Origin of the sequence: Pontibacter aydingkolensis, assembly GCF_019443125.1 — a bacterium.
Taxonomy (GTDB): domain Bacteria; phylum Bacteroidota; class Bacteroidia; order Cytophagales; family Hymenobacteraceae; genus Pontibacter; species Pontibacter aydingkolensis.
The window spans coordinates 155,692-179,476 of sequence record NZ_JAHYXK010000003.1 but is presented as its reverse complement, the minus strand read 5'-3'; the positions used below and the strand labels follow the sequence as shown (position 1 = coordinate 179,476).

The window sequence follows — 23,785 nt, the reverse complement described above, 5'->3', positions numbered from 1 at the left end:
CATAACCTCCTGCAAACCATGAAAAATCCACTAAGCCTTTTGTTATGCTGTTTTATACTTCTAAGTCTTACAGTTGGCTGCTCTTCCGATAACACTGCCGGTGACACTGAAAATGCAACCGAGCTTAAAGCCGTAAAACAGGATGCTGCTGCCAGCGCTGAAGAGCCGGAACCAACAGACGCCAACCTTAGTAAGATAAAATTGCCAGCCGGCTTTAAGATCTCATACTATGCCAGAAACGTAAAAAACGCACGTTCAATGGCATTAAGCCCATCAGGTATACTTTTCGTGGGCACACGGAGTAACGATAAGGTTTTTGCCATTGTAGATAAAAACAAGGACGGCAGGGCAGAAGAGGTAATTGAAGTAGCCTCTGGCCTGAATACTCCAAACGGCGTGGCCATCCGCAACGGCGACCTGTATGTGGCTGAGATAAATCGCATCCTCAAGTACCCGAACATAGAAAATAACTACCGCAAGAAGCCAAAGTATGAGGTGGTAAACGACAAACTGCCCACAGACCTCCACCACGGCTGGAAGTATATCGCTTTTGGGCCTGATGGGAAGTTGTACGTGCCTGTTGGTGCGCCCTGCAACATCTGCGAAAACAAAGACAAACCCATTTATGCCAGCATTGCCCGCATGAATGCCGATGGATCAGGGTTGGAAGTATATGCGCAGGGCGTACGCAACACAGTAGGCTTCGACTGGCATCCGCAAACTAAAAACCTGTACTTTACTGACAATGGCCGCGATATGATGGGCGATAATATTCCACCATGCGAGTTGAACCGCGCTACGCAAAAAGGCCAGCACTTTGGTTACCCATACTGCCATGGCGGTGATATAGCCGATCCGGAATTCGGCAATAAGCGAAATTGCAGGGAGTTTGTAAAACCGGTGCAAAACCTGGGAGCACACGTAGCTCCGTTGGGAATAAAATTCTACACCGGCAACATGTTTCCGCAAGAGTATAAGAACACAATTCTTATCGCAGAGCACGGCTCCTGGAACCGCTCCGAAAAATCAGGTTACAGAATAATGCAGGTTAAACTGGATGGTAACGGAAACGCTACATCATACGAACCATTTGCCGAAGGCTGGTTACAGGGGCAGGACGACTGGGGCCGCCCAGTGGATGTGCTGGTGATGCCGGATGGCGCCTTGCTTGTATCTGACGATAAAAATGACGCTGTTTACAGGATCAACTACAATAAATAATTACAAATGATGAATTATTAGTGTATAAATGATGGTTGCCTCATAAGTGAAGGTGTAACTTATTTATACTTTTATTCTGAAAATTCTCATTAATATTTCATCATTCATGTTACAGAATTGCTAATTTGCCTTAATGAGAAAGGAAGCATCAGATAAACCAAAGATTGAAAAGAAGGTAATAGGCAGGCGGGAACTTGTCTCTTTTCCGGAGTTGGATATTGAAGAGATTGAAGCTAAGGTTGATACTGGTGCTTATACTTCTGCCATACATTGCTCCGACATACACGAGGAAACAAGGCCTGATGGTACCAAAGTAATATGCCTGGATCTGCTGGACCCGTCTCATCCGCAATACAATCATAAAAAACTGTGGTTTGCCGAGTATGAACTGCGCGAGATAAAGAGCTCGATCGGAGAAAAGCAGGAACGTTATGTTATCCGTACCAAAATTAGGTTGTTCGACGAAACTATCGAGGCCGAATTCTCCTTATCAGATCGCAGTGACATGAAGTACCCGGTACTTATCGGAAGAAAATTATTGAAAGGGCGGTTTATCGTTGACGTTTCCCGTAAAAACGTTGCGCAAAAGTATAAACTTAAGCAAAAGCAGAAATAAACATTATATGAAGATAGCCATACTCTCCCGTAACCCAAAGCTATACTCTACCCGCCGCCTGGTAGAAGCAGCCGAGCAGCGGGGGCACCAAGCCGTTGTGCTAGATCACTTACGCTGTGACCTTGTAATTGAGCAGGGCGACCCGCACATACTTTACAAAGGTGAGCGCCTGACCGATTTCGATGCCGTTATTCCGCGAATAGGGGCCTCGGTTACCTTTTATGGTACAGCAGTGGTGCGCCAATTCGAGATGATGAAGGTTAAAAGTGCCGTGGATTCCCAGGCCATCGTACGCTCACGCGACAAACTTCGCAGCCTCCAGATCCTTTCTCGCGCCGGGTTAGGAATGCCAAAAACAGCCTTTACCAATTACTCTAAAGAAACCTCAGAACTTGTAAAAGAAGTAGGAGGCGCCCCATTGGTGATTAAACTGCTGGAAGGTACGCAAGGGCTTGGCGTGGTGCTGGCTGAAACAAGAAAAGCCGCAGAATCTGTAATTGAGGCTTTCCATAACCTAAAGGCACGTATTATTGTGCAGGAGTTTATTGCAGAGGCTGGTGGTGCCGATATCCGTGCTTTTATCGTAAACGGCGAAGTAGTTGGTGCCATGAAGCGACAGGGAAAAGAAGGAGAGTTCCGCTCTAACCTGCATCGTGGTGGTAATGCCTCGCTTATTAAGTTAACGCGCCAGGAGAAGGCTGCCGCTTTACTGGCTGCCAAATCACTGGGTTTAGGTGTAGCTGGCGTAGATATGCTACAGTCCAAGCGTGGGCCGCTTATTTTAGAAGTAAACTCCTCGCCTGGCTTGGAGGGCATAGAGCGTGCTACACAGAAAGACATTGCTTCAAAAGTTATCGAGTACATGGAGGGGCTTACAAAAAAGACGCCTAAGAAGAGAGTAAAAGAGTAGTATGCCTGAAACAATTAAGATCAACGGCAGAAGTATTGACCGTGGAGAAAAAGTGCTGACAAAGCTGGTGATCAGTAAGCTGCCAAGCGGCACCGTAATAGAAATACCAGTATATGTTTTCCGCTCAGTAAATGATGGCCCAGTAGTATTGCTGATGGCCGGCATGCATGGCGACGAAGTAAACGGTACTGAGATCATCCGTAGGATGCTTTCTAAAAAGATGCTTTACCCGCTTAAAGGTACCATTATAGCTGTGCCTATACTTAACATCTACGGTTTCCTGAACTTCTCCAGAGAGGTGCCTGATGGCAAGGATGTAAACCGCAGTTTTCCGGGCAACCGCGACGGTTCGCTGGCCAGCCGCGTGGCACATCGCTTTATGAAAGAAGTAATGCCATACATAGACTATGGCCTCGACTTCCATACAGGTGGCAGCAGCCGTGCCAACTACCCACAGATTCGCTGTGTACTCGGAGACTATAAAAACGAGGAACTGGCTAAAGCTTTTGCTGCTCCTTTTATCATGAATGCTCCTTACCGGCAAGGCTCGCTACGAAAAGAGGCTGGCAAACTGGGTAAATCTATACTTGTGTATGAAACAGGAGAAAGCCTTCGCTTTGATGAAAAGGGTATCAACATAGGTATAGAAGGTACTTGCCGTGTATTGCACCACCTGGGCATGATGGCCAGCCATACAGAGCCAACCGAGCCAAGTATAGTATGCATGAAAGATATATGGCTTCGCGCAAAAAATGCCGGCTTGTGGCGTACATCCATCGGAATAGGAGAGTATGTTAAAAAGAACCAGCAGATAGGAAGTATAACCGACCCCTACGGTGAGATGGAGGTCAGGCTGAATGCGCCAGCATCGGGCTATATTGTAGGTTTAAACAACATGCCTGTGGTTAACCAGGGCGATGCGCTGCTGCACATAGCTTATTAGACCACAGATTAATGGGGATTAGATTGATTAAGTATGATTATGCCTACCGCAAATTTAGCGGCAGCGTAAATGTGGCTATGCATGAGGCCAGTTTGTAACTGTTTTCTGCGCAAGCAGAAAAGTGTACTTTGTGAGAAATTCCCCTTTGAGAGGGGTAGGGGTGGGTTAATCAGTAACAGCCAAAGCATAATGTGTGCTCAGGCCATCTTAGCCATATTTACGCTAACCTTACTGCACTATCGTTAAAAGTATAAAGGCCTTGCTAAACTCTAGCAGGGCCTTTATACTTTTATAATTTTTGGCTAACAATTTAACAATCCAGCCATTCAACAATTTAACAATTAAAACACATAACGCACATGCAGGGCGCTGTCCCAGAAGCCTCCGCCGTAAGGTATGTTAATGTACGGTTTAATATCTGCACCGATGGTAAACGGAATATCTCGAATGTAATACTCTAAGCCTAGTACACCGTCTACGCCTAAAGCTACTACACGATCATCGTAATAATGCTTGTGGCCGCGATCATAGTAATGTCGTCCGTCATGGAAACCCACGTGCCCACCTAAACCATAATACCACTGCAGGCCCCTGGCATTAAAGGCTGGTGCGTGTTTCTCATAAAGCACTGTGATTACAGCACCTCTATGCCTGAAATTGGTGCTAATGATACCCTCGATGGCAGCATCGCTTTTGATGAAATGTTTGATGGTAAGGCCTGAGGCAACACCGCCTCTTAAACCAATACCTGTAGAGTAACCGCTTTGCGCGCGTGCTCCCATAGAAACACACAGCATAACAGCCAATGCAAAACTAATGCGTAATAAATTTTTCATTTAAGTATAAAAATATTGAAAGATTATAGTTTGCCTGAACCTCAAGAAAGGGTTACGGGTAGGCAAAATTAATACTTCTAACGGAGTAACTGTTGATTATTGTATGCTACTCTGATTTTTAAGTTCAACTTTATAGTCCTGCAAATAAACAGTTTTTTTGGTACGTTGGCCTATTAGCTTAAAAAAGGAAATAAAGTGTTGCTTATCAAGCTCTAGCGCTTTTGCAAAGGGATCCGGTTCTTCAGAGTCTTTAAAGTCTTTAATGTAGTTTTCGCGTACCAGGTCGGCTTCGTTCAGGAGTTTTGCCGCCTGAACCTCAACTAATCCTGTTTTCTCCCACAACTTCTTCCACCAGTCTATGGTGTGCACAAAGTACCAGTAATTCTGGAAGTCCTCTCGCAGGAAGTCTGGTACTTGGTCCAGGGTTTCTATCTCTTTTGTAAAACACACATCCACAATGGCAATGTAGCCTTCTGGCTTTATAAAACGGGCAATATAAGGCAGGTATTTTTCGTCAGTGCCAAAGTAAGTATATGAGTCCACTACAATCACAACATCAAAGTACTCTTCGGCAAAGGGCAGGGCACGCGCATCGGCCTCAATCGGAATAACCAGGTCGTCGCATTCTTCTTCTTTAACTCGCTGGTAATTGTCGCTGGCAGAAACGGCTTCGTCTACGGCCCATACTTTAACGCCAAACTCTTTGGCCAGGAAAATAGAACTGATGGCCTTGCCGCAACCCAGGTCGAGCACCCGCATGCCAGGTTTCAGGTCAAGGGATTTGGTGAGGCTTTCGAGGTTAAATAGTACATTCTCGCCCATGGAATGCTTGCGCACCCACTCCGGGTCGTATTGAGAGGCTTTCGGGAATATATGGTGTAAGTGCTGTGAGTGCATATGTCAAATATATGCAAGCAAATACGGCAACGCACGTGCTACAGTTTTGAACCTAGTCTGGCTATTTCGTCGGATTGGTAGATATGGGTACCTTTCTGATGCTGTGCTGCCGCATACAGCATGGCTTTGGCTACTGTTTCGGCTTCGATGGGTTTATACTTTTCGAGGGGGCCTATCATCAGGCTGCTTAAAGGCTTCATTATTTTGGAGGCCAGTTCTTCGCCGGTTCTATGTTCGGTGCGTTCTCCGAGCAGCAGCGATGGCCTGAGAATGTGAACTGCCTCAAATCCCTGCTGTTGAATGTCGCGCTCCATCTCGCCTTTTACCTTATTGTAGAAAACCATAGAGCCAGCGTCGGCTCCCATAGCCGATACTACTATAAACTGCGCTGCACCTTTATTAGCGGTTATTTTCGCTAACTCCAACACATAGGTGTGGTCTACTTTGTAAAACGCTTCTTTAGACCCGGCTTTTTTAATGGTAGTGCCCAGACAGCAGAAAACATCGTCTGCGGCCAGAGAGGTAGCATAGCTTTGCAGTTTATTAAAGTCTACAATTTTCTGTTCCAGTTTGGGGTGTATCAGGGGTAACTCACGGCGACCCACAGATATCACCTGGCTATACCTGTCGCTTTTAAGCAGGTGTTCCAGACAATGGCCGCCTACCAGGCCGGTGGCTCCGGCTATAAGTGCGAATCGTACTTTCTGCATATTATTGGCTTATGCAGAAAGTACGTTTTTTATGGCTATATAGTCTATAAAGTATAATAACTTAACTGAGAAATTATTGTTCTGCGGCGCCTGTATGGTGCGGGACAGATTATCAAAGTATAGGGGGCTAACGGTATTGCTTCTTTCCTGAATTGCATTTTTCCATACCACGCGCAATTCACTACCCGGAGCAAAACGCCAGCTGTATACCAGGTCTATGTTAAAGGCATTGTAATTAATGTCTTTAAACCTGCTCTGATTAGGGTCCTGCTCTTCTGTGATACGCGTAATATCGCCATCCTTCTGCAGTGCGTAAAGCCAGTTGTTCTCTGCCTTAGACCAATAATGACGCATATTAAGCGTAAGGCCGGTACGTTCGTTAAATATATAAGCCCCGGATAGGGTAGTAGTTATTGTCACTACATCCCTATCTGCCAGGATATTGGAAGGCTTGCCCGGCAGGTTAGGATCTGAAATGTAACCGATGCTGTGCTTATTAATGCTATAATTGTTGCCATTAACGAGTAGGAGCTTGTCGTTTACCCTAAAGCGTGGGTTAAAACTGCCCCACCAATTGCTCTGGTTATACTTATTCGATTCCCAATGGCCTAAAGATGCGTCGAAAGCTAGTCTTTTACGATAGTCTGTGGAGATGCCACCGCTAGCCTCGAATGCCGGAGGCTTTATAACTACCTGCGGAAAATTACGTGCCTCAAAGTAATCGTAGGCGTTGCCCGGCCTAACAGACCAGTTAAAGTGGGCGCTCGTAAAACTCCTGAACTTTACAGAGTGGCCACCGCCAATATTCATACTTATAAACTCGCGTGGCGCATAAAGCATACTATGGTTCACATTCAAGCGATTGTTCCAGCTAAGGAACTTCCAGATAGGCTGGTAAAAGTTGTAGTTCACTTGCGCCGATGTGCTTACTTCATTGTTGTTTCTAATGAAGCCCAAATCGTTTATATCATACTTATCGGACTCTACGCTATGGTTCAGGTTATACTTAAAGTTGCCGCTTACCTTTGCCAAGTTAATGTTGTACTGGTGGCCTAGCGTTACATCCTCGCCTTCAAATTTACCAAACAACTGGCTTACATTACCACCGGCACGCACTGCATAGGTATTTGTTTTATCAGCAAAACGCAACTGTATACCCGACACGTTGGCGTCGTAAAAGCTTTGTGAACGTGTAACGTTGGTATTGGTAAATGTTACAAAAGAGTTGTTGCGCAGCGTTTGGTCCAGTACAAACACATTGTAGTTTGTGAACGGGTCAGTCAGGATCTCTCGCGTTTCGCCTTCTTCGTTTTTGGCAGTGGCAAACATGTTTCGGGTAAGGGCGTTAAAAATACCAATACCTAAGCCCTTACGTGTTCTGCCTGATACTTTTGCAGCATTTACCAGGCTACTAACACTCGGGTTTTCTTCCAGGGTCTCACCGGCAGTAAGTTGATTTCTTGCTTTACTATACAAAAGCGGGGTTCCTCCAATACGGCGGGAGTAGAAAAGGCCGGCCTTGTTAAATAGCTCGGTGCCTTCGGTAAAGAACTGACGGTTTTCGCTAAACTTTACCTCAAATGGTGACAAGTTGAGCACCTGGTTATCAGACTGTGCCTGTCCAAAATCAGGTATAAGTGTTACATCTAACGTAAAAGCATCATTTATACCATACTTCACATCCATTCCTCCGTTTATAGAATGGCTGTAATTGCTCTTGCCTTCCAGATTAGAAGGATAGTGGTTTACGTAACCCGAAACATATGGTGTGAACTGCAGCCTCACCGGAGATTTTATACTTTCTATGCCAATGGCGCGGCCTTCCTGGTTCACAAAACCTGACACAGAATTATCAACGTGGTTCCAATACGATTTTTCGCGGGTGCGGCGGATGATGCGCATGTAGTTGATGCCCCAGGTTTGCACAGCTGCTTTCGGGAAACGAATGGCGCCATAGGGGATGCGCATTTCTACGACCCAGCCCTGCTCGTTACGCTTTACGTTACTTGCCCACACGGCATCCCAGTTGCGGTCTTCGCTGCCCTGCGATATTTTAATATCGGTTTGCACACCTGCTGCCGATACTAAAAAGGCAAAGGCATTTTGTTTGTCATTGTAAGTGTCGAGGTATACCCCAAACATATCGGAGTTATTCTCGCCAGAGTCGCGTTCGCCTAGTTGGGTAAGTATAGAATCGGGGGCGGTGTCATATAATTGCGCACCAATGTAAATGGCATCGTTGTCATACAGCATGTATACTTCTGTTTTCTGCGACGAAGGCTTTCCGTTATGCGGTTCGTAGCGCACAAAGTTGGTTGCAGGTACAACGGTTTGCCATACTTCAGGTTCCAGTACGCCATCCAGCACGGGGGCTTGCATGGTGCGAAAGGCTTGGGTTGTCTTTACTTTTGAGTTAGCTTCAGGGTTAGTTTTATCGGCTAAAGCATAAAAAGACAGAGTACAAAGTGTAAGTACGAGTGGTAATAATTTGTAAAACATTATATTGGCTACGACAGGTGAGAACGCAGCTGTTAGAGTAAATTATGGCGGGTTGGTTTAAAGTATAGCAAAAAAAATGTAGAGATTGGAGTTTACGCCTTTGTAAGGCGGATACTGTCTTCTGAAATAGTAATGAGCCCTGCTTTGTACAAACCACCAATGGCACGTTTAAATGTTTTTTTGCTCATGCCTAGTAGCTGGTAGATCTCCTCAGGAGTGCTGTTGTCGGATAACGGTAACCAGCCGCTGCCCTGCTTTAACAGGTTCATGATTTTATCAGATGCCTCATCAGATTCTGTTTTCTGGCTTGCCCCAGGTTTACGCAATGTTACGTCTATCTTGTTGTCCGGGCGAATGTGTTTGATGTAGCCTGTTTCAGTGTTGCCAAGGCGCAGATCCTTAAATACTTCGTTCCTGTAGAGCATGCCCATATAGGCGTTGTTGATAATCACCTTAATACCCAGGTCTGTGAACCCTGCTACCAGCAGTTGCACTTCTTCGCCTTCTGTTAGTTGTATATGCTCGTTTTGAAGGTACTTGCCCAGTTTGGAGGTGCCTACTACACGGTCTGAGGTTTCATCTAAGTATAAATACACGCAGTACTTTTTACCCACCTGCATTTTATCTTTCTGATTGTTTAAAGGTACCAGCAGGTCTTTCTCCAGTCCCCAATCCAGGAAGGCTCCAAAAGGCGTTACGTCGGTGCAGGTAAGGCAGGCAAACTGACCAACTGTGGCGTAAGGCTCCAGGTTGGTGGCGATCATGCGGTCTTCGGAGTCGCGGTATATGAAAACACGTACTTTGTCTCCTATGCGGGCACCTTCCGGAACATACTTCATTGGCAGCAGGATATCGCCGTCTTCTGAGGTTAAATAAAAGCCGAAATCTACTGCGCGTGCAATTTCCAGTTCGTTGTAATCGCCTAGCTCTACCATAATTTTTGTTTGATTGAAGTATAAAGTGCTGCTTTACAAAACTAACAAAAAGAGGGGTGGGTTAAAAGCTTCCTAATCCGATAAGTAGAGCATAAGTATATTGAAGCTGTAAAGTATAAATAAGAGTGGGTTAAGTATAATTTTGTGAGAGTAGTTAGTGTGGAAGAGCCTTCAAAGTATAAAGGCAACCCACTTTGAATTGCCTTTATACTTTGAAGGTGTTTTTAACTTAAGCTTTTGACTTTGCTTTAGTAGTTGCCTTACCAGAGCTGGCGCGCAATGCTGGCTTTTTGCCTGGTGCAGGTTTAGTATCCTCCTCCAGTATATCCTCTGGTCTGGTGGTTAGTCCTATTGACAAGCTGTCTTCTCCCAGGAAATGCTCAATGTGGTGGCATCTGTCTTCTGTTTTAAGCAGGATACCTTCTAGTAAAGCCTTTGTGGCAAAGTCGTCGTGCTGAAATGCCAGTTTTATACTTTTTCGCAACTCTACGGCTATCTGCTTTTCATCTTCCATGTCTTTCTGCAGCATTTCACGTATCCTATACACACCTTCGTCTTCGTGTTGGATATAAGAAAGCTCCATTTGTTTGGCCGGGTGGCAGGTTGGGCAATAGCCCATCACGGTAAGTCGCTCAGCAATGGCATCGTACTGCTCGTGCACTTGCGTGTAATGCTCTTCCAGGAAAAGGTGCAGGTCGCGGAACTGCGGCCCCTCTACAACCCAATGGTGCTTGTGGTACTGGTTATAAATCGTGATAAATGATGCAAGGTGCCTGTCAAGTTCTTTGGCCATTTTGGTGGCTGTGTCTTTTGATAAACCAACCGGGTTGCCATCATATTCAGATTTCTCTCTAAGTTTTTCCATAGTTACTATGTACTCTATAGGTGCTTGTATAAGCGGTTAAACATACTACTTTTTTGCAGATCTTAACCGGGAACTACCCGTGGCTGGCTTACCTGAAATTGGCTACACCGGGGCGGGTGAACCGGAAGTCTGTAAAGTCATAGTACGGGCGCGATGACTCAAGGATTCTGAAATTGTCGAAATCCTCGTTTGGGTGCATCTTTGGGTAATAGCTTATTAGAAGCTGTATAGTGCTGAAAGAGAGGTACTCGTTGCGGAAACGGACGCCGATGCCGTAACCACGGTAAGGGGTATTTTTAAAGGGAGAACTTTTGTTACCTGTAGATAGCCATGCAATATCTGTAAAAGCCACTGCAGCCAGCCTGAAGCCCAGCAGTGAAAGAGGCGTGTACAGGTTGGCCTCATAGTTTAACGTGACACGGCGAGACCCACGCAGAAGATCTGACCGGAAGCCGCGCAAACCGCTCTCGTTATTTATGGCCAGCAGTTCTTCAGGGTTGCGGTTAATGCCAAAGGTAGCCCTGCCCTGGACATAGTGTCGGAGCTTCCAGTTGCCCCACTCCTTAAGCGGGGTAAAGTATAGTGTTTCAAGTTCTAATACCCCCTGTTCCCACCTGTCGTCGCGGAGGAACGAGCCCCAGGTAGCGCTACCGTAAAAATAGCCGGTTTCGGTACGGTATCTTGCATAGGATGTAGAGGCTGCAAAGTACCGTCTTTCCATTACATCGCCTTTTTCGTAGCCGGTCGTAAACGATACCAGAGTGCCTGCCGGAATGTCTTCTGTTCTACCAAAACCAAACAGGTAGCGGTCTTTATAATACTTACGTACGCTGTAACCTACACTTGCAAGCATCAGGATGTTATTCTGGAAGTTATCGGTGGGTATCTGGCTGTAATCAGTGTCAATCATCCGGAGGCCGACAATTAAGCGTCCGCGTGGCTCGTAGCCCAAATGGTACGATTTAAATTTAAATGACCTACCCAGCCATACATCTGTCCGGTTATACTTCAGGTCGCCAAAGCGGGGAATGGTATCTTCGGGTACCGGGGGCAGTAGCAGTTTCTCTTCTATATCGGCATAGCCTACAGCACCGGCATACTTTGTGGTAGTGGAGAAGAAGTCCCGCTGCAGGTATGCGCTTTTTTCCTTATAATAGTTCTCGTTGGTGTAAACCAGGTCGGCCCCCACGTAGGTTCTGCCTATACTTTCTATGGAATACGCGCCGGATGCTTCCCAGGGGCGGGGGCGGTCCATGTTAAACCTGTAAGTGCCGCGTACCTGGTGCCCCCGTCCCAGAAAATTAAGCTCTCGTAAAGATATTTTTCCTCTGCCTGAAGATGGAGAATAAGAGCCGGAACCGCCTAAACTGAACACATCCTTGGTTATTACAAAGACATCAACGCTGTCGTCGGTGGTGGTAAGTTCATTAACAACAATGCGTGCGTCCAGTATATAATCTGTCTGGCGAAGTAAACGCTCCGACTCTACCAGGCTAAGCGGCTCAAGGGGCTGATTCCTTCTGAACAGTAACTGATTGCGTACCAGTCCACGGCTTGTTTTAACATGCAGGGTATTGCCGGCCTTTTCAAAAAAGTTGCGGGGTACCCGGGTCGAGTCGTTGATAGAATAGCCAAAGGCATCAAGCGTTACAATATCCAGGCGCCTTACAATTTTGTAGTTGTGCTTTTCGTACTCGCGCTGTATCAGTTCAGCATCCAATCCATATACTTCCTGGTCTTTCCGGTCAAACACTAGGATGGCATCCAGCAACTTGCCCATAATAGTTTTCCGTTCCGACATGCGGCGTAGGTTATCCATCAGGCGTTCGTCAAATTTCTGCTTAACTGTATCCTGCTGAATGGCAGTGGTGTCTGGCTTGAGCTTTACAGGATCCTGCGCATGACACACCTGTGCAAGCAACAACAGCACACTAACCAAAAGGCAGTGTGGCAGCAGTTTTATGAAAGGGTGTGTTGGGTGCATTGTAAACTGGTCAGGCAATATAAGCTTCCTAATATAACGATTAATCACTGTAGATGTGTTCGTCAGGCTATTTTTAGCACCTTATGCTTGTACAAAAGCAAAATCTAACTACTAATTATATTAGCATATTTAGGGTGTTGAAAACATGGTTGATAAATAAATGCTAAAAATATTGGGTTTGCTTAGGCAAAAGTTGTACCTTTAAACCGTCTTACCAACAAAGAGTTAAGCAAATGGATAGCAGAATTACGGAGAAACTAACGATATTAGCAGATGCTGCAAAGTATGATGTTTCCTGCTCATCTAGCGGTGCTAAACGAAAAAACGAGAACAAAGGCTTAGGTAATGCTGAGGGTATGGGTATTTGCCATAGCTATACTGAAGATGGCCGTTGCGTTTCGTTGTTAAAGATACTGCTTACCAACCATTGTATTTTTGATTGTGCCTACTGCGTTACCCGCAAAAGCAACGATATAAAACGCGCTGCCTTTACAGTGCAGGAGGTGGTAGATCTTACCATAAACTTTTACCGGCGCAACTATATCGAGGGCCTGTTCCTTAGCTCCGGTATTTTTAAAGATGCCGACTATACGATGGAGCGCCTGGTGCGTGTGGCAAAAAAGCTGCGTCAGGAGCATAAGTTTAACGGATACATCCACCTGAAAACCATACCTGGAGCCAGCGACGAACTGATAAAAGAAGCAGGGCTGTATGCTGACAGATTAAGTGTGAATATTGAGCTGCCTTCCGAGACGAGCCTGCAGCAACTGGCGCCTGAAAAGAACTATAAAGAGATTTTGCTGCCTATGGGTAGTATAAAAGATCAGTTGGTACTGGCAAAAGAAGAAAAGCAACTGTTTAAGTCGGCTCCTGCTTTTGCACCGGCAGGGCAGAGTACGCAGCTAATAGTAGGAGCTTCATCGGAGAACGACCATCAGATTCTGCAGCTCTCTAACCAGTTATATAAAGAGTATAGCCTGAAGCGTGTTTACTATTCCGGCTACGTGCCCATTAGCAGCGATAACAGGTTGCCAATTATTACAGAGCCGCCTATTATCCGGGAGAACCGCATTTACCAGGCCGACTGGCTGATGCGCTTTTACGGATTTAATGTGCAGGAAATTGTTGATGAACAAAACCCGCACCTGGATCTGGATATTGACCCTAAACTGGGTTGGGCCTTACGTAACCGGCACATGTTTCCGGTAGAGATAAACACGGCAGATTACGAGATGATCTTGAGAGTACCGGGCATAGGAGTAAAGTCGGCAAAGAAGATCGTATCGGCCAGGCGTTTTACACCTTTGAATTTTGACAACCTGCGCCAGATGGGAGTAGTGCTTAAGCGGGCAAAATATTTTATTACCTGCCAGACCAGAACTATGTACCGTCAGGATTTTGATTCGCAGACCCTGAAGCGACGCATCCTTTTCGGCGACGGCTCTGTGAGAAGCGCATTGTTAACACAACAGTTAGACCTGTTTAAGCAGGTAGGCTGAATTTAAGTGCAGTACTATGGCCTCTACAAAAAAGAAATCAGCAAATACGAACCAAAACATACAAGCTAAGAAAGTTATTGTTATGAGAAAGAACCAGAAAGTTGCCCGTGTATCGCTTTACTGCAAACTGAACATGCTAGTGCCACAGCTTAAGAACCTATCGGCCAGAATGCAGACGGAGACAAGCGAGAAGAACAGAGCGGCGGCAAACGGCCACAAATAAACAACGCTGGTCATGTGTCTTTATACTTACGACGGCACTTTTGAAGGACTACTAACTGTGGTGTTTGAGGCGTATGAGCGCAAAGCCTGGCCTACTGCCATTGAGCAGGAGAATTTGGCGCAGCCTATTATGTTTGGCCAGACCATAGCCATTGCCACCGGCGAAGAGAAAGTGAGCAGGGTATGGAAAGGTCTTCAAAAAAAGTTAAGTGTAACGGCGCTTAAAGCTTTATACCATACTTTTCTGTGGGAACAACCCGGTTTCGAGATGCTCATCTTCAGTTACATAAAACTGGCCTTCGATTCAAGCCAAAGTATAGAAGATAACTACGCCGCCTCCTGTGTACTGCAGGTGCAGCAGGCTGCAAAGCAAATGTTCCGGGAAAAGCACCGCATGGAGGCTTTTGTACGATTCCAGAAAACAGCCGACGGTTTATACTACGCAACCATTTCCCCGGATTTTAACGTATTGCCCCTGATCATACAGCACTTTGAAAAACGCTATGCAGACCAGCGCTGGGCCATTTATGATACGCAGCGTAGATACGGCGCCTACTACGATCTGCATACTGTCTCTCTCGTTAACCTTGATCTGCCCCAAAACCAACGGCACGGAGCAATGCCTGTAAATGCATTTGCCGAAGAAGAAGATAAGTATAAGCAACTGTGGCAAGTATACTTCGATAATGTGAACATACCTGAGCGTAAAAACCCAAAGCTGCACTTAAGGCACATCCCCAAACGCTACTGGAAATACCTTTCAGAAAAACAGCCCAGAGGGCTTCAGGCGCGCATTAGCCAGTAGAAGAACAAAGATTATAGCGATTACCACAAAATTGCACCACCTGCGAAACTATTCCTCCAAAAAATACGTTTAAAACAATATATAGATCTTTTATTGTACAAATAGGGAACGCTACAAGACCCAAAACCTGTAGCCATAGGTAACCTATCTTAAATTAAACCATTTTCCGCATTATGAACACACGCGTACGAAAGAAACTAATTCAAGTAGCTCGCGGCAGGGCTAACCTGATGACCTTCCAAAATCTTATTTACGAAGCAGAGCTGGGACTAAACCTCGATAATTCACACGAGAAATCAATGCTTACTGAAGTAATTGATGAAATTTCGGAGAGCGAGTATAAGAACGGCCGGCCCCTACTGAGCAGCCTTGTTCAGGTTAAAGGACAGAAGAACCAGGGAGACAATTTTTTCAGGTTATGTGAACGTCTTGGCCTCGGTAACTGGAAGGAACTGAAGCGCGATGCTAAATTTATTGAGGAGCAGCGCGAGGCATGCCGCAACTTCTGGACAAACAAAGTAAATTATTCATCCTTTCTATAGTAAAGTAAAAACCTTTCTATAGCAGTAAACGGAGCAGTTGTACCACACCCTTAACAACTGCTCCGTTTTTTTGTGTTACTCCACTACTACATTTTCAAACTTACCCTCTGTTACCATACTTTCGTTAACCCAAATCTGGTACACTAACGGAAAAATTACACCTTTACCTATCGGCTGATAATCCAGTTCATCAGCATAGTATGTATACTTTCCGGTTTTATCGTCGGGTCTGGAGGAGGTAAGTATACTGCCGTTCTTGGTATCAACAAACATATCCATAATTAGAGTTTGCTTGTCTGGCATGTATACTTGCAGTACATCAACCTGCCTGCCTTTATACTTTGTGCGCATTTTATACTTGTAAACCAATGTGTCATTCTGGAGCATGGGAAGAAAGTTGGTATAAAATGTTCGCTGTAGCCTCTGCTTGTCTTCGATAGGCAGAGGCATTTTTACGCCAGCTTTGGTTAACCAGGAGCTACCTGCGCCAATTTCCTTTATTATGGTATCGGTTGGAGTGTAACTTGTTTCGGTAATAAACCTGTTGTTTAAATCCAGGACAAAGTATGTGCGGGTAACTGTAGTGTCGGTATTGTAGGCAGTTCTATTTATACTATAATTAAAGTAGTCCACACCTTTTATTGTTTCCTCTCCGCCCATGGCTTTCAGCATAGCAGCCTTAACACGCATAGCTTTTACAGAGGCGCGGTTTTGCTGTGCCTGAACTGCTGTGCAAAAACATACCAGAAACAATAGAGAAATTTTTTTCATAGGTAGATTTGACGATCAAAGGAGAAAGGTATGGCAAATTATAGGTAAGTGCAAGCTATCAGATGCAAGTACGATAACCTAAGCCTATAGTACGGTGCTGCAGTGGCTGCGCTATTCTACTACTTTTTACCAACTAACTAATGCGATAGGATAACTAGTTAATTCACTGAAATTATATTCCTATTGCTAGAACTAACTGAGTAGCGTGTTATCAACGACGTGCTGGAGAAGTTGTTCAGTAAGCCATTGCAATTCCAAACATTCTTCAAAAGATTATCTTACTTAAATAATTATTCTGCAGCCCTTTGTAAATTTTTTTGCAAAGGGCTGCGTCTTTTTAAAGGCGGCTCCGTCATCAGGGTGTAATCGAAAAAGAAAAACCTTAAAGGAGATAAGCCATGAAAAGATTTCACGTTAATGTAAGAGTAAAAGAGCTGAATGAGTCTGTTGCATTTTATACTGCCCTTTTCGGCACTACGCCCACTGTGCAAAAAGAAGATTATGCCAAGTGGATGCTGGAGGACCCAAGAATAAACTTTGCTATATCGCTGCATCCTGAAAACGCAGGTATAGAGCACCTGGGCATACAGGCAGAAAGCGAAGAGGAACTAACCGAAGTATACGGCAGACTAAAAGAGGCAAAAGGCGCCATCCGTGAAGAGGGAAAATGTACCTGCTGCTATGCCAAGTCAGAAAAATCGTGGATAACTGATCCGCAGGGCGTAGACTGGGAAGCATTTTATACTTTCGGAGATGCCACAGTATACGGCGAAGGCGCAAATGCCAGAACCACAAAACCAGAAACAGCACCCGCCATTTAGTACAAAATAAAACTAAGAGGCAGCAGCGGCAGGTTATTTATACTTGTAGCTGCTGCTTTATTTTTATAATTTTCGTTTATTTAAGTATGGAAAACTGCTGTACCACCCCAAACGAAAATTCAAAGCCTGCCGCTGACAGTTGCGCTGCAGTGGCCCCTGTGTTTCTGGCGTATGAGGCCCAACTGAAAGGCTTTGTACAGAAGCGTATTCTGGATAAAGATGAGGCTAACGATATTCTGCAGCAGCTTTACCTGAAAGTATACAAGAACTGTGAGCAGTTGGAGGAGGTAAAGAATACCAAGGCCTGGCTGTACCAGATTACCCGCAACGCCGTGTACGACTTTTTTAGAGAGAACAGCCGCCGCGAAAGTATAGCCGACCTGGAGTTGACAGAGGGGGAACTGCCTGAAGACACCCGCCACGATGTGGAAGCGCTGGTAGAACCCCTTATTAACCTGCTGCCACAAGAGTATGCCGAAGCACTGCGCCTGAGCGAACTGGAAGAGATCAGCCAGAAAGAAATTGCTGAACGGTTGGGTATATCCTACTCCGGGGCAAAGTCGCGGGTGCAGCGTGGGCGCGATAAATTAAAGGCCTTGTTTATGGAGTGCTGCCATCTGGAGTTCAGCCACGACGGGCAGGTAATTGGTGCCAGTGTAAAAGATAGTTGTAAGCCGTTAAAGCATTTGGTAAAGTAGTTTAAACAATTACTGTAGAACGGCTCAACCAGCTCTGCTTGGTAAAACAGCGGATAAGCAACAGCTTTAATTAAAAGGTGTATATCTCAAAACTTATACCTTGCCTGAGCTCTTACATCCGATCTTCTGGAGCCTTCAATTGTCTCTAATCCTGATCCAATGCTATCCTGGTTGCGGTAATGCGTAAGGCCATACTTTACCCATACATCCATATCCCTGGAAATACTGAACTGAAGCAACGTATATACCCTGGTGCCTTTGCCGCTAAAAGCTGGTATTGAGAAAGCATACAGCACATCACGCTCATAAGCATACTGGCGTGTGTCGTAGCTGTCTGTGTCGAAAATTGCGTAGCGGTTGCTGAGGCGGATGTTCCCAAAGTTGAAGTTAATATCCTGGGCAATTAAGTAGCCTGTCTGCTGCGGCGATTCCTGCTCGTAACTGCTAAACTGCACCCTCGATTTTAAGGAGACAGTTTTGGTAGGCGCAAACTCATAGTATAACAGGTAATTTCTGCGGAGCACCTGCGCTACGTAATCTATACTTGTTGTGTTGTTGGCTGCATTTAATCCTTTGGTTTCAGTGCGAAACTGGGCATACAGGCTGCTCTGGCGGTTAGGTTTAAAGTATAAACGCACCAAGTATTCATCGCCGTGGGAAGGTGCATCTACACGGTAGCGCAGCCAAGGAAACCGGAAGCGATCATAGTAGGCGGTCAGTTCCCATTTGGCAAAAGGCTTTAACTTGATGCCAGTGTAAAAGCCGCGTTCATTAATATTGCGGGTAGCCTCACCAAAGGCTCCGCCATAAAACGTATGGAAATTACGGGCGTAGTTACGGTACACCATCGCCACTTCCACCTTATTGGATAAGTTCGCGATAAGGCCGTTTACAGTGCCCATGCCCCCGCTTTTACTCATAGCTATTTCTCCGAACAGGTACACATTCTGCCAGGTATAGCTGTAGTTGGCACCAAGGTTATAGTTGCTGGTACCCCCAAACTCAAAGCGCTGGTAAGGTGCGCCGGCTTTTTGTACAGGCGAACTATAATGAGTACCTAATGCCGTAATGCCAACAGCCACCGATCTGTCCGGGGACAAATAACTGGCGTTGGTGCCGTAGATCTGCTCGCGTACCTGGTCTTTGTTAGCCAGCTCGGTTGGGGTGCGGTGGAATCCTGTAGTTTGAAAACCGGTAAAAAAATCGCTGAACTGGCTTAGAGTATCTAACTGTACCTGCAGGTTGGCATCTACCAGCTTGTTGGAGTAAAAGCCTGTCACATCTACCCGGTTCAGAGTATACGTAACAGCCGCGCCTCTGAAAAAAGCATACTCAAGCACTGAACTGTAAGGCCTGATTCCCAGGTTTGCCCTGCTCACTGTTGTTATGGTTTCGCTGCCTTTGCCCACACTGTATCCCGACGATAGTAATAACCCTTGCCCGATCTGCAACTGATAATCACCAAGAGCAATCGCTTTAAATTTGCCTTTATTGTAAAGTTGAAGATGTGCCGAATAAAAATCAAAACCATACCTGCGGGTGCCGGGAGACCAGGTAAATTCTTCGCCGGCATCTTTTTCGGCAGTAAAACCCATACTGTAATCGCGGGTGTGGCTAACACGGTAACGCAGAAGTACCTTATCCGGAGAGCCTAGATAGCGGCTGCTGGAGCGGCCATTGGTGTCTGGAGGCATGTAGCCGCGGCGCTCCTGCATGGTGCGTTCATATCTAAGTATAAGCGCGTTGTTGTCTTCTCCTATTACCCGATGCCACAAAGGCCGCTGGTCTGCATTAAGTCCGGCATCATCAACACGCACAAATGGTACCAACTGGTAAATGGTAAGCAGATCAAAATCGGGAATGGCCTGCAGTTCGTAGATGCTTAGCAGTTTGCCGTTTTCAGTAATATGCTTAAAAAAGGAGGCGATCTGGGGGCGTGAAAGTATAAACAGCGAGGCCAGCTCTTCGGGTGTGGTGTTGTTTAGGTTTATAGGGCGTTGGTAATATTGGAAAAGTGTTTCGTAAAAGTCTTCATAGGGTATATCGTCTTCTTCCTGCTGCGCGAAAAGCTCCTGCACAAACAAGTCAAAATCTATACTTTGGCGCGGGTAATCCTGGGCCTGGGCAGGGAAGTAGAGCAAAAGTATAAGCCAGGCATACTTTCTCATAGCTTTTCTTTTGGCTGCACACGATAGGTAAGAGACAGGTGATGGCTGGTGCCGAGCAGCGTGGTGGAGCCAAGTGCATAATCTACGAGCAAGTGACGTGCTATAAACCCGGCTCCAAAAGTGGCTTTGCTTGTAAGAGAGTTAAAACCGGATCGGAGCGTAAATTTATCTGTAAGAAGCTGGTATTCGATTCCTGCCTTGAAGGTGGCGTCGTAGTCGATGTTCTTTTCTGTTTCGGCGGCTAGCAGTAGTTTGTAATAAGGGCGATATGCTAGTCCCGCTTTCATAATGGTAGGCAAACGTTCGTCTTCGTAGGCAGCTAGTTTTGCCTGGTTCAGATTGTAAGCGTAGGCTCCAAAATATAGATCGGGAATCACTTCAGCCTGGCCACCTATAGATAGTGCCATGGCTTTCTGGCTGCCATAGCCTTCTACTGCAATCTGCCATACATCTAACTTGGCTCCCAGACTAAACTGACCAAGCTTATGCGCCACACCCAACCCGGCATGCTGCTGACTGTACAACTCATCTCCAAACCTGCTAAAGCTTAACCCGTAACTGCCATACTTTGCTGTAGGGATAACACCCAAAAGCGCAACGGTTGTTAACTCACGCATCCCAAAACGATTCTCTACATAAGCACCAAACTGAGGTTGTAACAAACCGGCTATACCTGCCACATTGTTGTGCAGTGCCCACAGGTCAGGCAAGGTAACAGAGGCATTGCCCAAGGCGGCGCCACGGGCACCCACAGGCATATCGGCCTGCGCAAAGGCAATGGCAGGAGAGAGGGAAAGTATAAAGTATAGATAAAAGCGTAAAAGTTTGTTCCTCACATTCGGGTAATTGAGTTGCACTTTTTCTGAAGTATACCTTACGAATGATCAGGGCCTTAGGGTTTGTAATGGAGATGGAATAGTACAAACCCTATGGGTTATCTGTTGTGCTTAAAGTTTTCTGTTTAATAGGAAGCTGCAGCGTAAAAGTATAGTTCTTGTTTTGTAGGGACAGGTCGCGACCTGTCCGAGGAATGGCAGAGGCTATGAAATTATAACTTCGGCTAAAGCAACAGCAGAATCTTTGACTCGTGACTAACTAAAGTATGGGCCTCTCCGGAACAGGCTGGTCCAGTCGAATCTAAGATTCGACATTATTACAAGTCACGGAAATAATTTCCGCGCCAAAGGATTTCACCGGCAGATTGGTTTCAAACAAGGAAGCCTGATAGAGCCCAAGAAATATTAAAGATCTAGCAGTGTGCGAAGCTCCTGCGAGCGTCTGGCATAACAAACTTTTTATAAGACAAGCAGTCTGGAGACTCGCACGCACCTTACGTCACCAACTGGATGCTGGCGCCAGAAATATAAATTTCGGCCAGGGGCAGGCACCAAAAAAAGGCGCTGGAGAAATCCAGCGCCTTTTCTAAAAGTATAAAAACTAAACTTAGTCTTTTACCTGAAGCTTAACTTTTGCTTTGCCTTGCTTCTTCTCTATTTTGAACTCTGTTTTACCGGCACGAAGCTTCTCGTTGGCTTCCTGCATAGCTGCATCCAGTAGTTCTGCCTGTGGGGTCGCAGGAGCAGCTGATGCTTCTGCAGCATCACCAACTCCTGGGCTATCGGTTTTTACAATCGTCATTTCGCTTATCAGGTTGCTGGCACCGGCATACTTGTCGATGATGAACAGGATATAACGCGAGTCCATGTTGATGCAACGCTTGTAATCCGGGTCGTATACCAAGTCACCAGTCATAGCTTCCCAGTTACCGTCGAATGCAAGGCCGGTTAACTCACCTTTACCGTTTATTACCGGAGAACCAGAGTTACCACCTGTAATGTCGTTGTTGGTGATGAAGTTTACAACAAGTTCGCCCTTATCGTTTGCATACTGGCCATAGTCTTTCTTGTTATACAGCTCTTTTAGCTTAGCTGGTACGATAAACTCCTCGTTGGTAGGGTCTTCTTTGGCCATTACGCCTTCCAGGGTAGTATAATAGTTATACATTACACCATCCTGCGGACTGTAATCCTGGATAGAGCCATAGCTTAAGCGCAGTGTAGAGTTGGCATCCGGGTAAAACACTTTGTCAGGGTTCATCTGGCGCAGGCCAGCTACATACAAGCGGTTAGCTTTGTCCAGTTTTGCGTTACTTTCGGCAAGCTTTGGAGCAATGTTATTTCTATAATTGTCAATGATAGAAGATACGATCTGGTAAGCAGGATCATTGTCCAGTTTCTTCTGTGTCGGGTTGTTCAGGAAGTCGCGCAGTTTCTGCTCCGTTACTACCACCGAATTGCTGTAGACATGGTCGGCAAGTTTTTCGAAGTTGCCGTTAAACTTCTTCACCATCGCTTTGAAAGCATCAGGCTGCTGGTCTTTAGGGATGTCTTGTGAGTAATACTTCATCAGGGCTGCAAATACCTTCTTATCAGCTGGCATGTAGTAATCCTTAAAGAAAGCATCTACACGTGGCTTCAGGTCCTCTACAGCTTTCTTGGCAGCGGCCTGATCGCCAGACTTAAGCGTGCTGTAAAGCGGCATTAAACGGTAAGCCATCATCAGAGACTCCGTTCCAAGTATAGCCTCATTCAGGTAAACAGTGCCTAAGTTATACTTTTCAATGTTAGTATAAGCCTCGTTGATATCGTTTAACAGGTTGCCATAGGTAGCTTTGCGTGTTGCATCGGCATTAGCCCAGTTCTGGAACTTATCCTCGTCTACAATTTTGCCCTCGATGGTGCGCATGCGCTTGATGCCTTCGTTCTGGCCGATGGAGTATTTGTAGTAGTTAGACGTAGAGGCATACTTAGACGCATACTTGATGCGGGTGGCATCGCTCTTGTCCATTTCCTCTTTCCAAAGGTTCAGTTTGTCGTTGCGCAGTTTAATACGCGACTTATTAAGCTGGTCTACCTCCAGCTTAAGGCCGTGCGATGTCATAAAGCGCTTGGTACGGCCAGGGAAACCGAATACCATAGAAAAATCGCCGGGCTCTCTGTTGCCGATGTTGATTGGCAGGTGATGCTTAGGCTTATAAGGTACGTTCTTGTCTGAGTAAGCAGCAGGCTTTCCGTCAGGGCTCATGTACACACGGAACATAGAGAAGTCGCCGGTGTGGCGTGGCCACATCCAGTTGTCGGTGTCGCCACCGTATTTGCCGATAGATGATGGAGGAGTACCTACCAGGCGAACGTCGTTAAAACGCTCATACACAAAAAGGTAAAACTCGTTGCCGTTAAAGAAGTCGCGCACATAAGATACATACTGACCGTTGTTGCTAGCCTCTTTGGCAATGGCCTGCATGCGCTGGCCTACCAGTTGTGCACGCTCCTGGTCAGAAGTGTTGTTGCTGATTCCTTCCAGCACTTTGCCTGTCACGTCGTCCATGCGCACCAGAATGTCCACAAACAAGCCCTCGTTAGGAAGCTCTTTGTCTCTGGAGGTGGCCCAGAAGCCATTTGTTAAATAATCGTGCTCCGGTGTAGAGTGTGATTGTATCTGGCCGTATCCGCAATGGTGGTTTGTAAGCAATAAACCTTCCGGAGAGATGAACTCAGCAGTACAGAAACCACCGAATTGCACGATGGCATCCTTTAAACTAGAGTTGTTTACAGAATAGATTTCTTCGGCAGTAAGCTTTAGGCCTTGCTTCTGCATGTCTGTATAGTTCAGACGCTTGATAAGCATCGGCAGCCACATACCTTCGTCGGCTTTAGCGGCAAAAGGCACACTTAGCGAGACTAATAACAGGAGTGAAAGGATTCTTTTTAGCATGAATGTTTGTTTAGATAAGTTAAACTGTCGCTAATTTAGTAAAAAATTGTATTACCTAACGTATGTTAG

The 23,785-nt window shown here is 45.8% G+C and carries 21 protein-coding genes; 10 read left to right on the top strand and 11 right to left on the bottom strand.

The genetic code is table 11. From position 1 onward, the window contains the following. The first annotated feature begins 18 nt into the window (after positions 1–18). The 4 genes from K0O23_RS05310 (at position 19) to K0O23_RS05295 (ending at position 3,690) form a co-directional block, all read left to right on the top strand. On the top strand, positions 19–1,221 hold the full coding sequence (locus tag K0O23_RS05310; protein WP_219876356.1) for a PQQ-dependent sugar dehydrogenase: 1,203 nt from the start codon (positions 19–21) through the stop codon (positions 1,219–1,221). Positions 1,222–1,354: 133 nt separating this feature from the next. Next, on the top strand, positions 1,355–1,837 hold the full coding sequence (locus tag K0O23_RS05305) for an ATP-dependent zinc protease family protein (protein WP_219876355.1): 483 nt from the start codon (positions 1,355–1,357) through the stop codon (positions 1,835–1,837). A gap of 7 nt (positions 1,838–1,844) precedes the next feature. After that, the gene (gene rimK, locus K0O23_RS05300; protein ID WP_219876354.1) at positions 1,845–2,747 is read left to right on the top strand and encodes a 30S ribosomal protein S6--L-glutamate ligase; all 903 of its coding nucleotides are present in this window, start codon (positions 1,845–1,847) and stop codon (positions 2,745–2,747) included. Position 2,748: 1 nt separating this feature from the next. Beyond that, a complete protein-coding gene (locus K0O23_RS05295; protein WP_219876353.1) occupies positions 2,749–3,690 on the top strand; it encodes a succinylglutamate desuccinylase/aspartoacylase family protein in 942 nt (313 codons plus the stop codon). A 341-nt stretch (positions 3,691–4,031) separates the two neighbouring features. On the opposite strand, the gene K0O23_RS05290 is transcribed toward K0O23_RS05295, so the two are convergent. The 7 genes from K0O23_RS05290 to K0O23_RS05260 form a co-directional block, all read right to left on the bottom strand. Next, the gene (locus K0O23_RS05290; protein WP_219876352.1) at positions 4,032–4,526 is read right to left on the bottom strand and encodes a hypothetical protein; all 495 of its coding nucleotides are present in this window, start codon (positions 4,524–4,526) and stop codon (positions 4,032–4,034) included. Positions 4,527–4,622: 96 nt separating this feature from the next. After that, positions 4,623–5,423, bottom strand: a complete 801-nt coding sequence (locus K0O23_RS05285; RefSeq protein ID WP_219876351.1) for an SAM-dependent methyltransferase — start codon at positions 5,421–5,423, stop codon at positions 4,623–4,625. 38 nt (positions 5,424–5,461) lie between these two features. After that, positions 5,462–6,133 carry an oxidoreductase gene (locus tag K0O23_RS05280; protein WP_219876350.1) on the bottom strand — a complete coding sequence of 224 codons (672 nt, stop codon included), beginning with the start codon at positions 6,131–6,133 and terminating at the stop codon, positions 5,462–5,464. A 9-nt stretch (positions 6,134–6,142) separates the two neighbouring features. Then, positions 6,143–8,512, bottom strand: coding sequence for a DUF5916 domain-containing protein (locus tag K0O23_RS05275; protein ID WP_219876349.1), 2,370 nt, complete (start codon positions 8,510–8,512; stop codon positions 6,143–6,145). Positions 8,513–8,724: 212 nt separating this feature from the next. Then, the gene (locus K0O23_RS05270) at positions 8,725–9,567 is read right to left on the bottom strand and encodes a CvfB family protein (RefSeq protein ID WP_219876348.1); all 843 of its coding nucleotides are present in this window, start codon (positions 9,565–9,567) and stop codon (positions 8,725–8,727) included. Between the two features lie 229 nt (positions 9,568–9,796). Beyond that, entirely contained in the window at positions 9,797–10,432 is a 636-nt protein-coding gene (locus K0O23_RS05265) for a Dps family protein (protein WP_219876347.1), read from the bottom strand. An 88-nt stretch (positions 10,433–10,520) separates the two neighbouring features. Then, positions 10,521–12,416, bottom strand: a complete 1,896-nt coding sequence (locus K0O23_RS05260; RefSeq protein ID WP_219876346.1) for a BamA/TamA family outer membrane protein — start codon at positions 12,414–12,416, stop codon at positions 10,521–10,523. 233 nt (positions 12,417–12,649) lie between these two features. Here K0O23_RS05260 and K0O23_RS05255 point away from each other — a divergent pair, with 233 nt between their 5' ends. From K0O23_RS05255 to K0O23_RS05240, 4 genes are all read left to right on the top strand, one after another. Further along, positions 12,650–13,915, top strand: a complete 1,266-nt coding sequence (locus tag K0O23_RS05255; protein WP_219876345.1) for a putative DNA modification/repair radical SAM protein — start codon at positions 12,650–12,652, stop codon at positions 13,913–13,915. An 82-nt stretch (positions 13,916–13,997) separates the two neighbouring features. Then, the gene (locus K0O23_RS05250) at positions 13,998–14,138 is read left to right on the top strand and encodes a hypothetical protein (RefSeq protein ID WP_219876344.1); all 141 of its coding nucleotides are present in this window, start codon (positions 13,998–14,000) and stop codon (positions 14,136–14,138) included. A gap of 12 nt (positions 14,139–14,150) precedes the next feature. After that, a complete protein-coding gene (locus K0O23_RS05245; RefSeq protein ID WP_219876343.1) occupies positions 14,151–14,942 on the top strand; it encodes a TIGR03915 family putative DNA repair protein in 792 nt (263 codons plus the stop codon). 173 nt (positions 14,943–15,115) lie between these two features. Beyond that, positions 15,116–15,484, top strand: coding sequence for a hypothetical protein (locus tag K0O23_RS05240; RefSeq protein ID WP_246596942.1), 369 nt, complete (start codon positions 15,116–15,118; stop codon positions 15,482–15,484). 75 nt (positions 15,485–15,559) lie between these two features. Here K0O23_RS05240 and K0O23_RS05235 read toward each other — a convergent pair whose 3' ends face one another. Further along, positions 15,560–16,255 carry a hypothetical protein gene (locus K0O23_RS05235; protein ID WP_219876342.1) on the bottom strand — a complete coding sequence of 232 codons (696 nt, stop codon included), beginning with the start codon at positions 16,253–16,255 and terminating at the stop codon, positions 15,560–15,562. Positions 16,256–16,653: 398 nt separating this feature from the next. Between K0O23_RS05235 and K0O23_RS05230 the strand changes: the two genes are divergently transcribed. Together K0O23_RS05230 and sigZ are read left to right on the top strand one after the other, a co-directional pair. Further along, the gene (locus tag K0O23_RS05230) at positions 16,654–17,076 is read left to right on the top strand and encodes an ArsI/CadI family heavy metal resistance metalloenzyme (RefSeq protein WP_219876341.1); all 423 of its coding nucleotides are present in this window, start codon (positions 16,654–16,656) and stop codon (positions 17,074–17,076) included. A gap of 86 nt (positions 17,077–17,162) precedes the next feature. Continuing rightward, a complete protein-coding gene (gene sigZ / locus K0O23_RS05225) occupies positions 17,163–17,774 on the top strand; it encodes an RNA polymerase sigma factor SigZ (RefSeq protein WP_219876340.1) in 612 nt (203 codons plus the stop codon). A gap of 86 nt (positions 17,775–17,860) precedes the next feature. Here the strand turns inward: sigZ and K0O23_RS05220 are convergent, their stop codons facing one another. The 3 genes from K0O23_RS05220 to K0O23_RS05210 form a co-directional block, all read right to left on the bottom strand. Next, on the bottom strand, positions 17,861–19,942 hold the full coding sequence (locus tag K0O23_RS05220) for a helix-hairpin-helix domain-containing protein (protein ID WP_219876339.1): 2,082 nt from the start codon (positions 19,940–19,942) through the stop codon (positions 17,861–17,863). Beyond that, on the bottom strand, positions 19,939–20,799 hold the full coding sequence (locus K0O23_RS05215) for a PorV/PorQ family protein (RefSeq protein WP_219876338.1): 861 nt from the start codon (positions 20,797–20,799) through the stop codon (positions 19,939–19,941). Before K0O23_RS05215 ends, K0O23_RS05220 begins: the two co-directional genes overlap by 4 nt. 586 nt (positions 20,800–21,385) lie before the next feature. Then, complete coding sequence (locus K0O23_RS05210) at positions 21,386–23,716, bottom strand: S46 family peptidase (protein WP_246596941.1); 2,331 nt, start codon at positions 23,714–23,716, stop codon at positions 21,386–21,388. Positions 23,717–23,785: the final 69 nt, after the last annotated feature.

Excerpts from the sequence above, each read along its gene's own strand:
- K0O23_RS05310 (WP_219876356.1), top strand. The coding sequence starts at position 19 with ATGAAAAATCCACTAAGCCTTTTGTTATGCTGTTTTATACTTCTAAGT.
- K0O23_RS05305 (WP_219876355.1), top strand. The coding sequence starts at position 1,355 with ATGAGAAAGGAAGCATCAGATAAACCAAAGATTGAAAAGAAGGTAATA.
- rimK (WP_219876354.1), top strand. The coding sequence starts at position 1,845 with ATGAAGATAGCCATACTCTCCCGTAACCCAAAGCTATACTCTACCCGC.
- K0O23_RS05295 (WP_219876353.1), top strand. The coding sequence starts at position 2,749 with ATGCCTGAAACAATTAAGATCAACGGCAGAAGTATTGACCGTGGAGAA.
- K0O23_RS05290 (WP_219876352.1), bottom strand. The coding sequence starts at position 4,526 with ATGAAAAATTTATTACGCATTAGTTTTGCATTGGCTGTTATGCTGTGT.
- K0O23_RS05285 (WP_219876351.1), bottom strand. The coding sequence starts at position 5,423 with ATGCACTCACAGCACTTACACCATATATTCCCGAAAGCCTCTCAATAC.
- K0O23_RS05280 (WP_219876350.1), bottom strand. The coding sequence starts at position 6,133 with ATGCAGAAAGTACGATTCGCACTTATAGCCGGAGCCACCGGCCTGGTA.
- K0O23_RS05275 (WP_219876349.1), bottom strand. The coding sequence starts at position 8,512 with ATGCAAGCCCCCGTGCTGGATGGCGTACTGGAACCTGAAGTATGGCAA.
- K0O23_RS05270 (WP_219876348.1), bottom strand. The coding sequence starts at position 9,567 with ATGGTAGAGCTAGGCGATTACAACGAACTGGAAATTGCACGCGCAGTA.
- K0O23_RS05265 (WP_219876347.1), bottom strand. The coding sequence starts at position 10,432 with ATGGAAAAACTTAGAGAGAAATCTGAATATGATGGCAACCCGGTTGGT.
- K0O23_RS05260 (WP_219876346.1), bottom strand. The coding sequence starts at position 12,416 with ATGCACCCAACACACCCTTTCATAAAACTGCTGCCACACTGCCTTTTG.
- K0O23_RS05255 (WP_219876345.1), top strand. The coding sequence starts at position 12,650 with ATGGATAGCAGAATTACGGAGAAACTAACGATATTAGCAGATGCTGCA.
- K0O23_RS05250 (WP_219876344.1), top strand. The coding sequence starts at position 13,998 with ATGAGAAAGAACCAGAAAGTTGCCCGTGTATCGCTTTACTGCAAACTG.
- K0O23_RS05245 (WP_219876343.1), top strand. The coding sequence starts at position 14,151 with ATGTGTCTTTATACTTACGACGGCACTTTTGAAGGACTACTAACTGTG.
- K0O23_RS05240 (WP_246596942.1), top strand. The coding sequence starts at position 15,116 with ATGAACACACGCGTACGAAAGAAACTAATTCAAGTAGCTCGCGGCAGG.
- K0O23_RS05235 (WP_219876342.1), bottom strand. The coding sequence starts at position 16,255 with ATGAAAAAAATTTCTCTATTGTTTCTGGTATGTTTTTGCACAGCAGTT.
- K0O23_RS05230 (WP_219876341.1), top strand. The coding sequence starts at position 16,654 with ATGAAAAGATTTCACGTTAATGTAAGAGTAAAAGAGCTGAATGAGTCT.
- sigZ (WP_219876340.1), top strand. The coding sequence starts at position 17,163 with ATGGAAAACTGCTGTACCACCCCAAACGAAAATTCAAAGCCTGCCGCT.
- K0O23_RS05220 (WP_219876339.1), bottom strand. The coding sequence starts at position 19,942 with ATGAGAAAGTATGCCTGGCTTATACTTTTGCTCTACTTCCCTGCCCAG.
- K0O23_RS05210 (WP_246596941.1), bottom strand. The coding sequence starts at position 23,716 with ATGCTAAAAAGAATCCTTTCACTCCTGTTATTAGTCTCGCTAAGTGTG.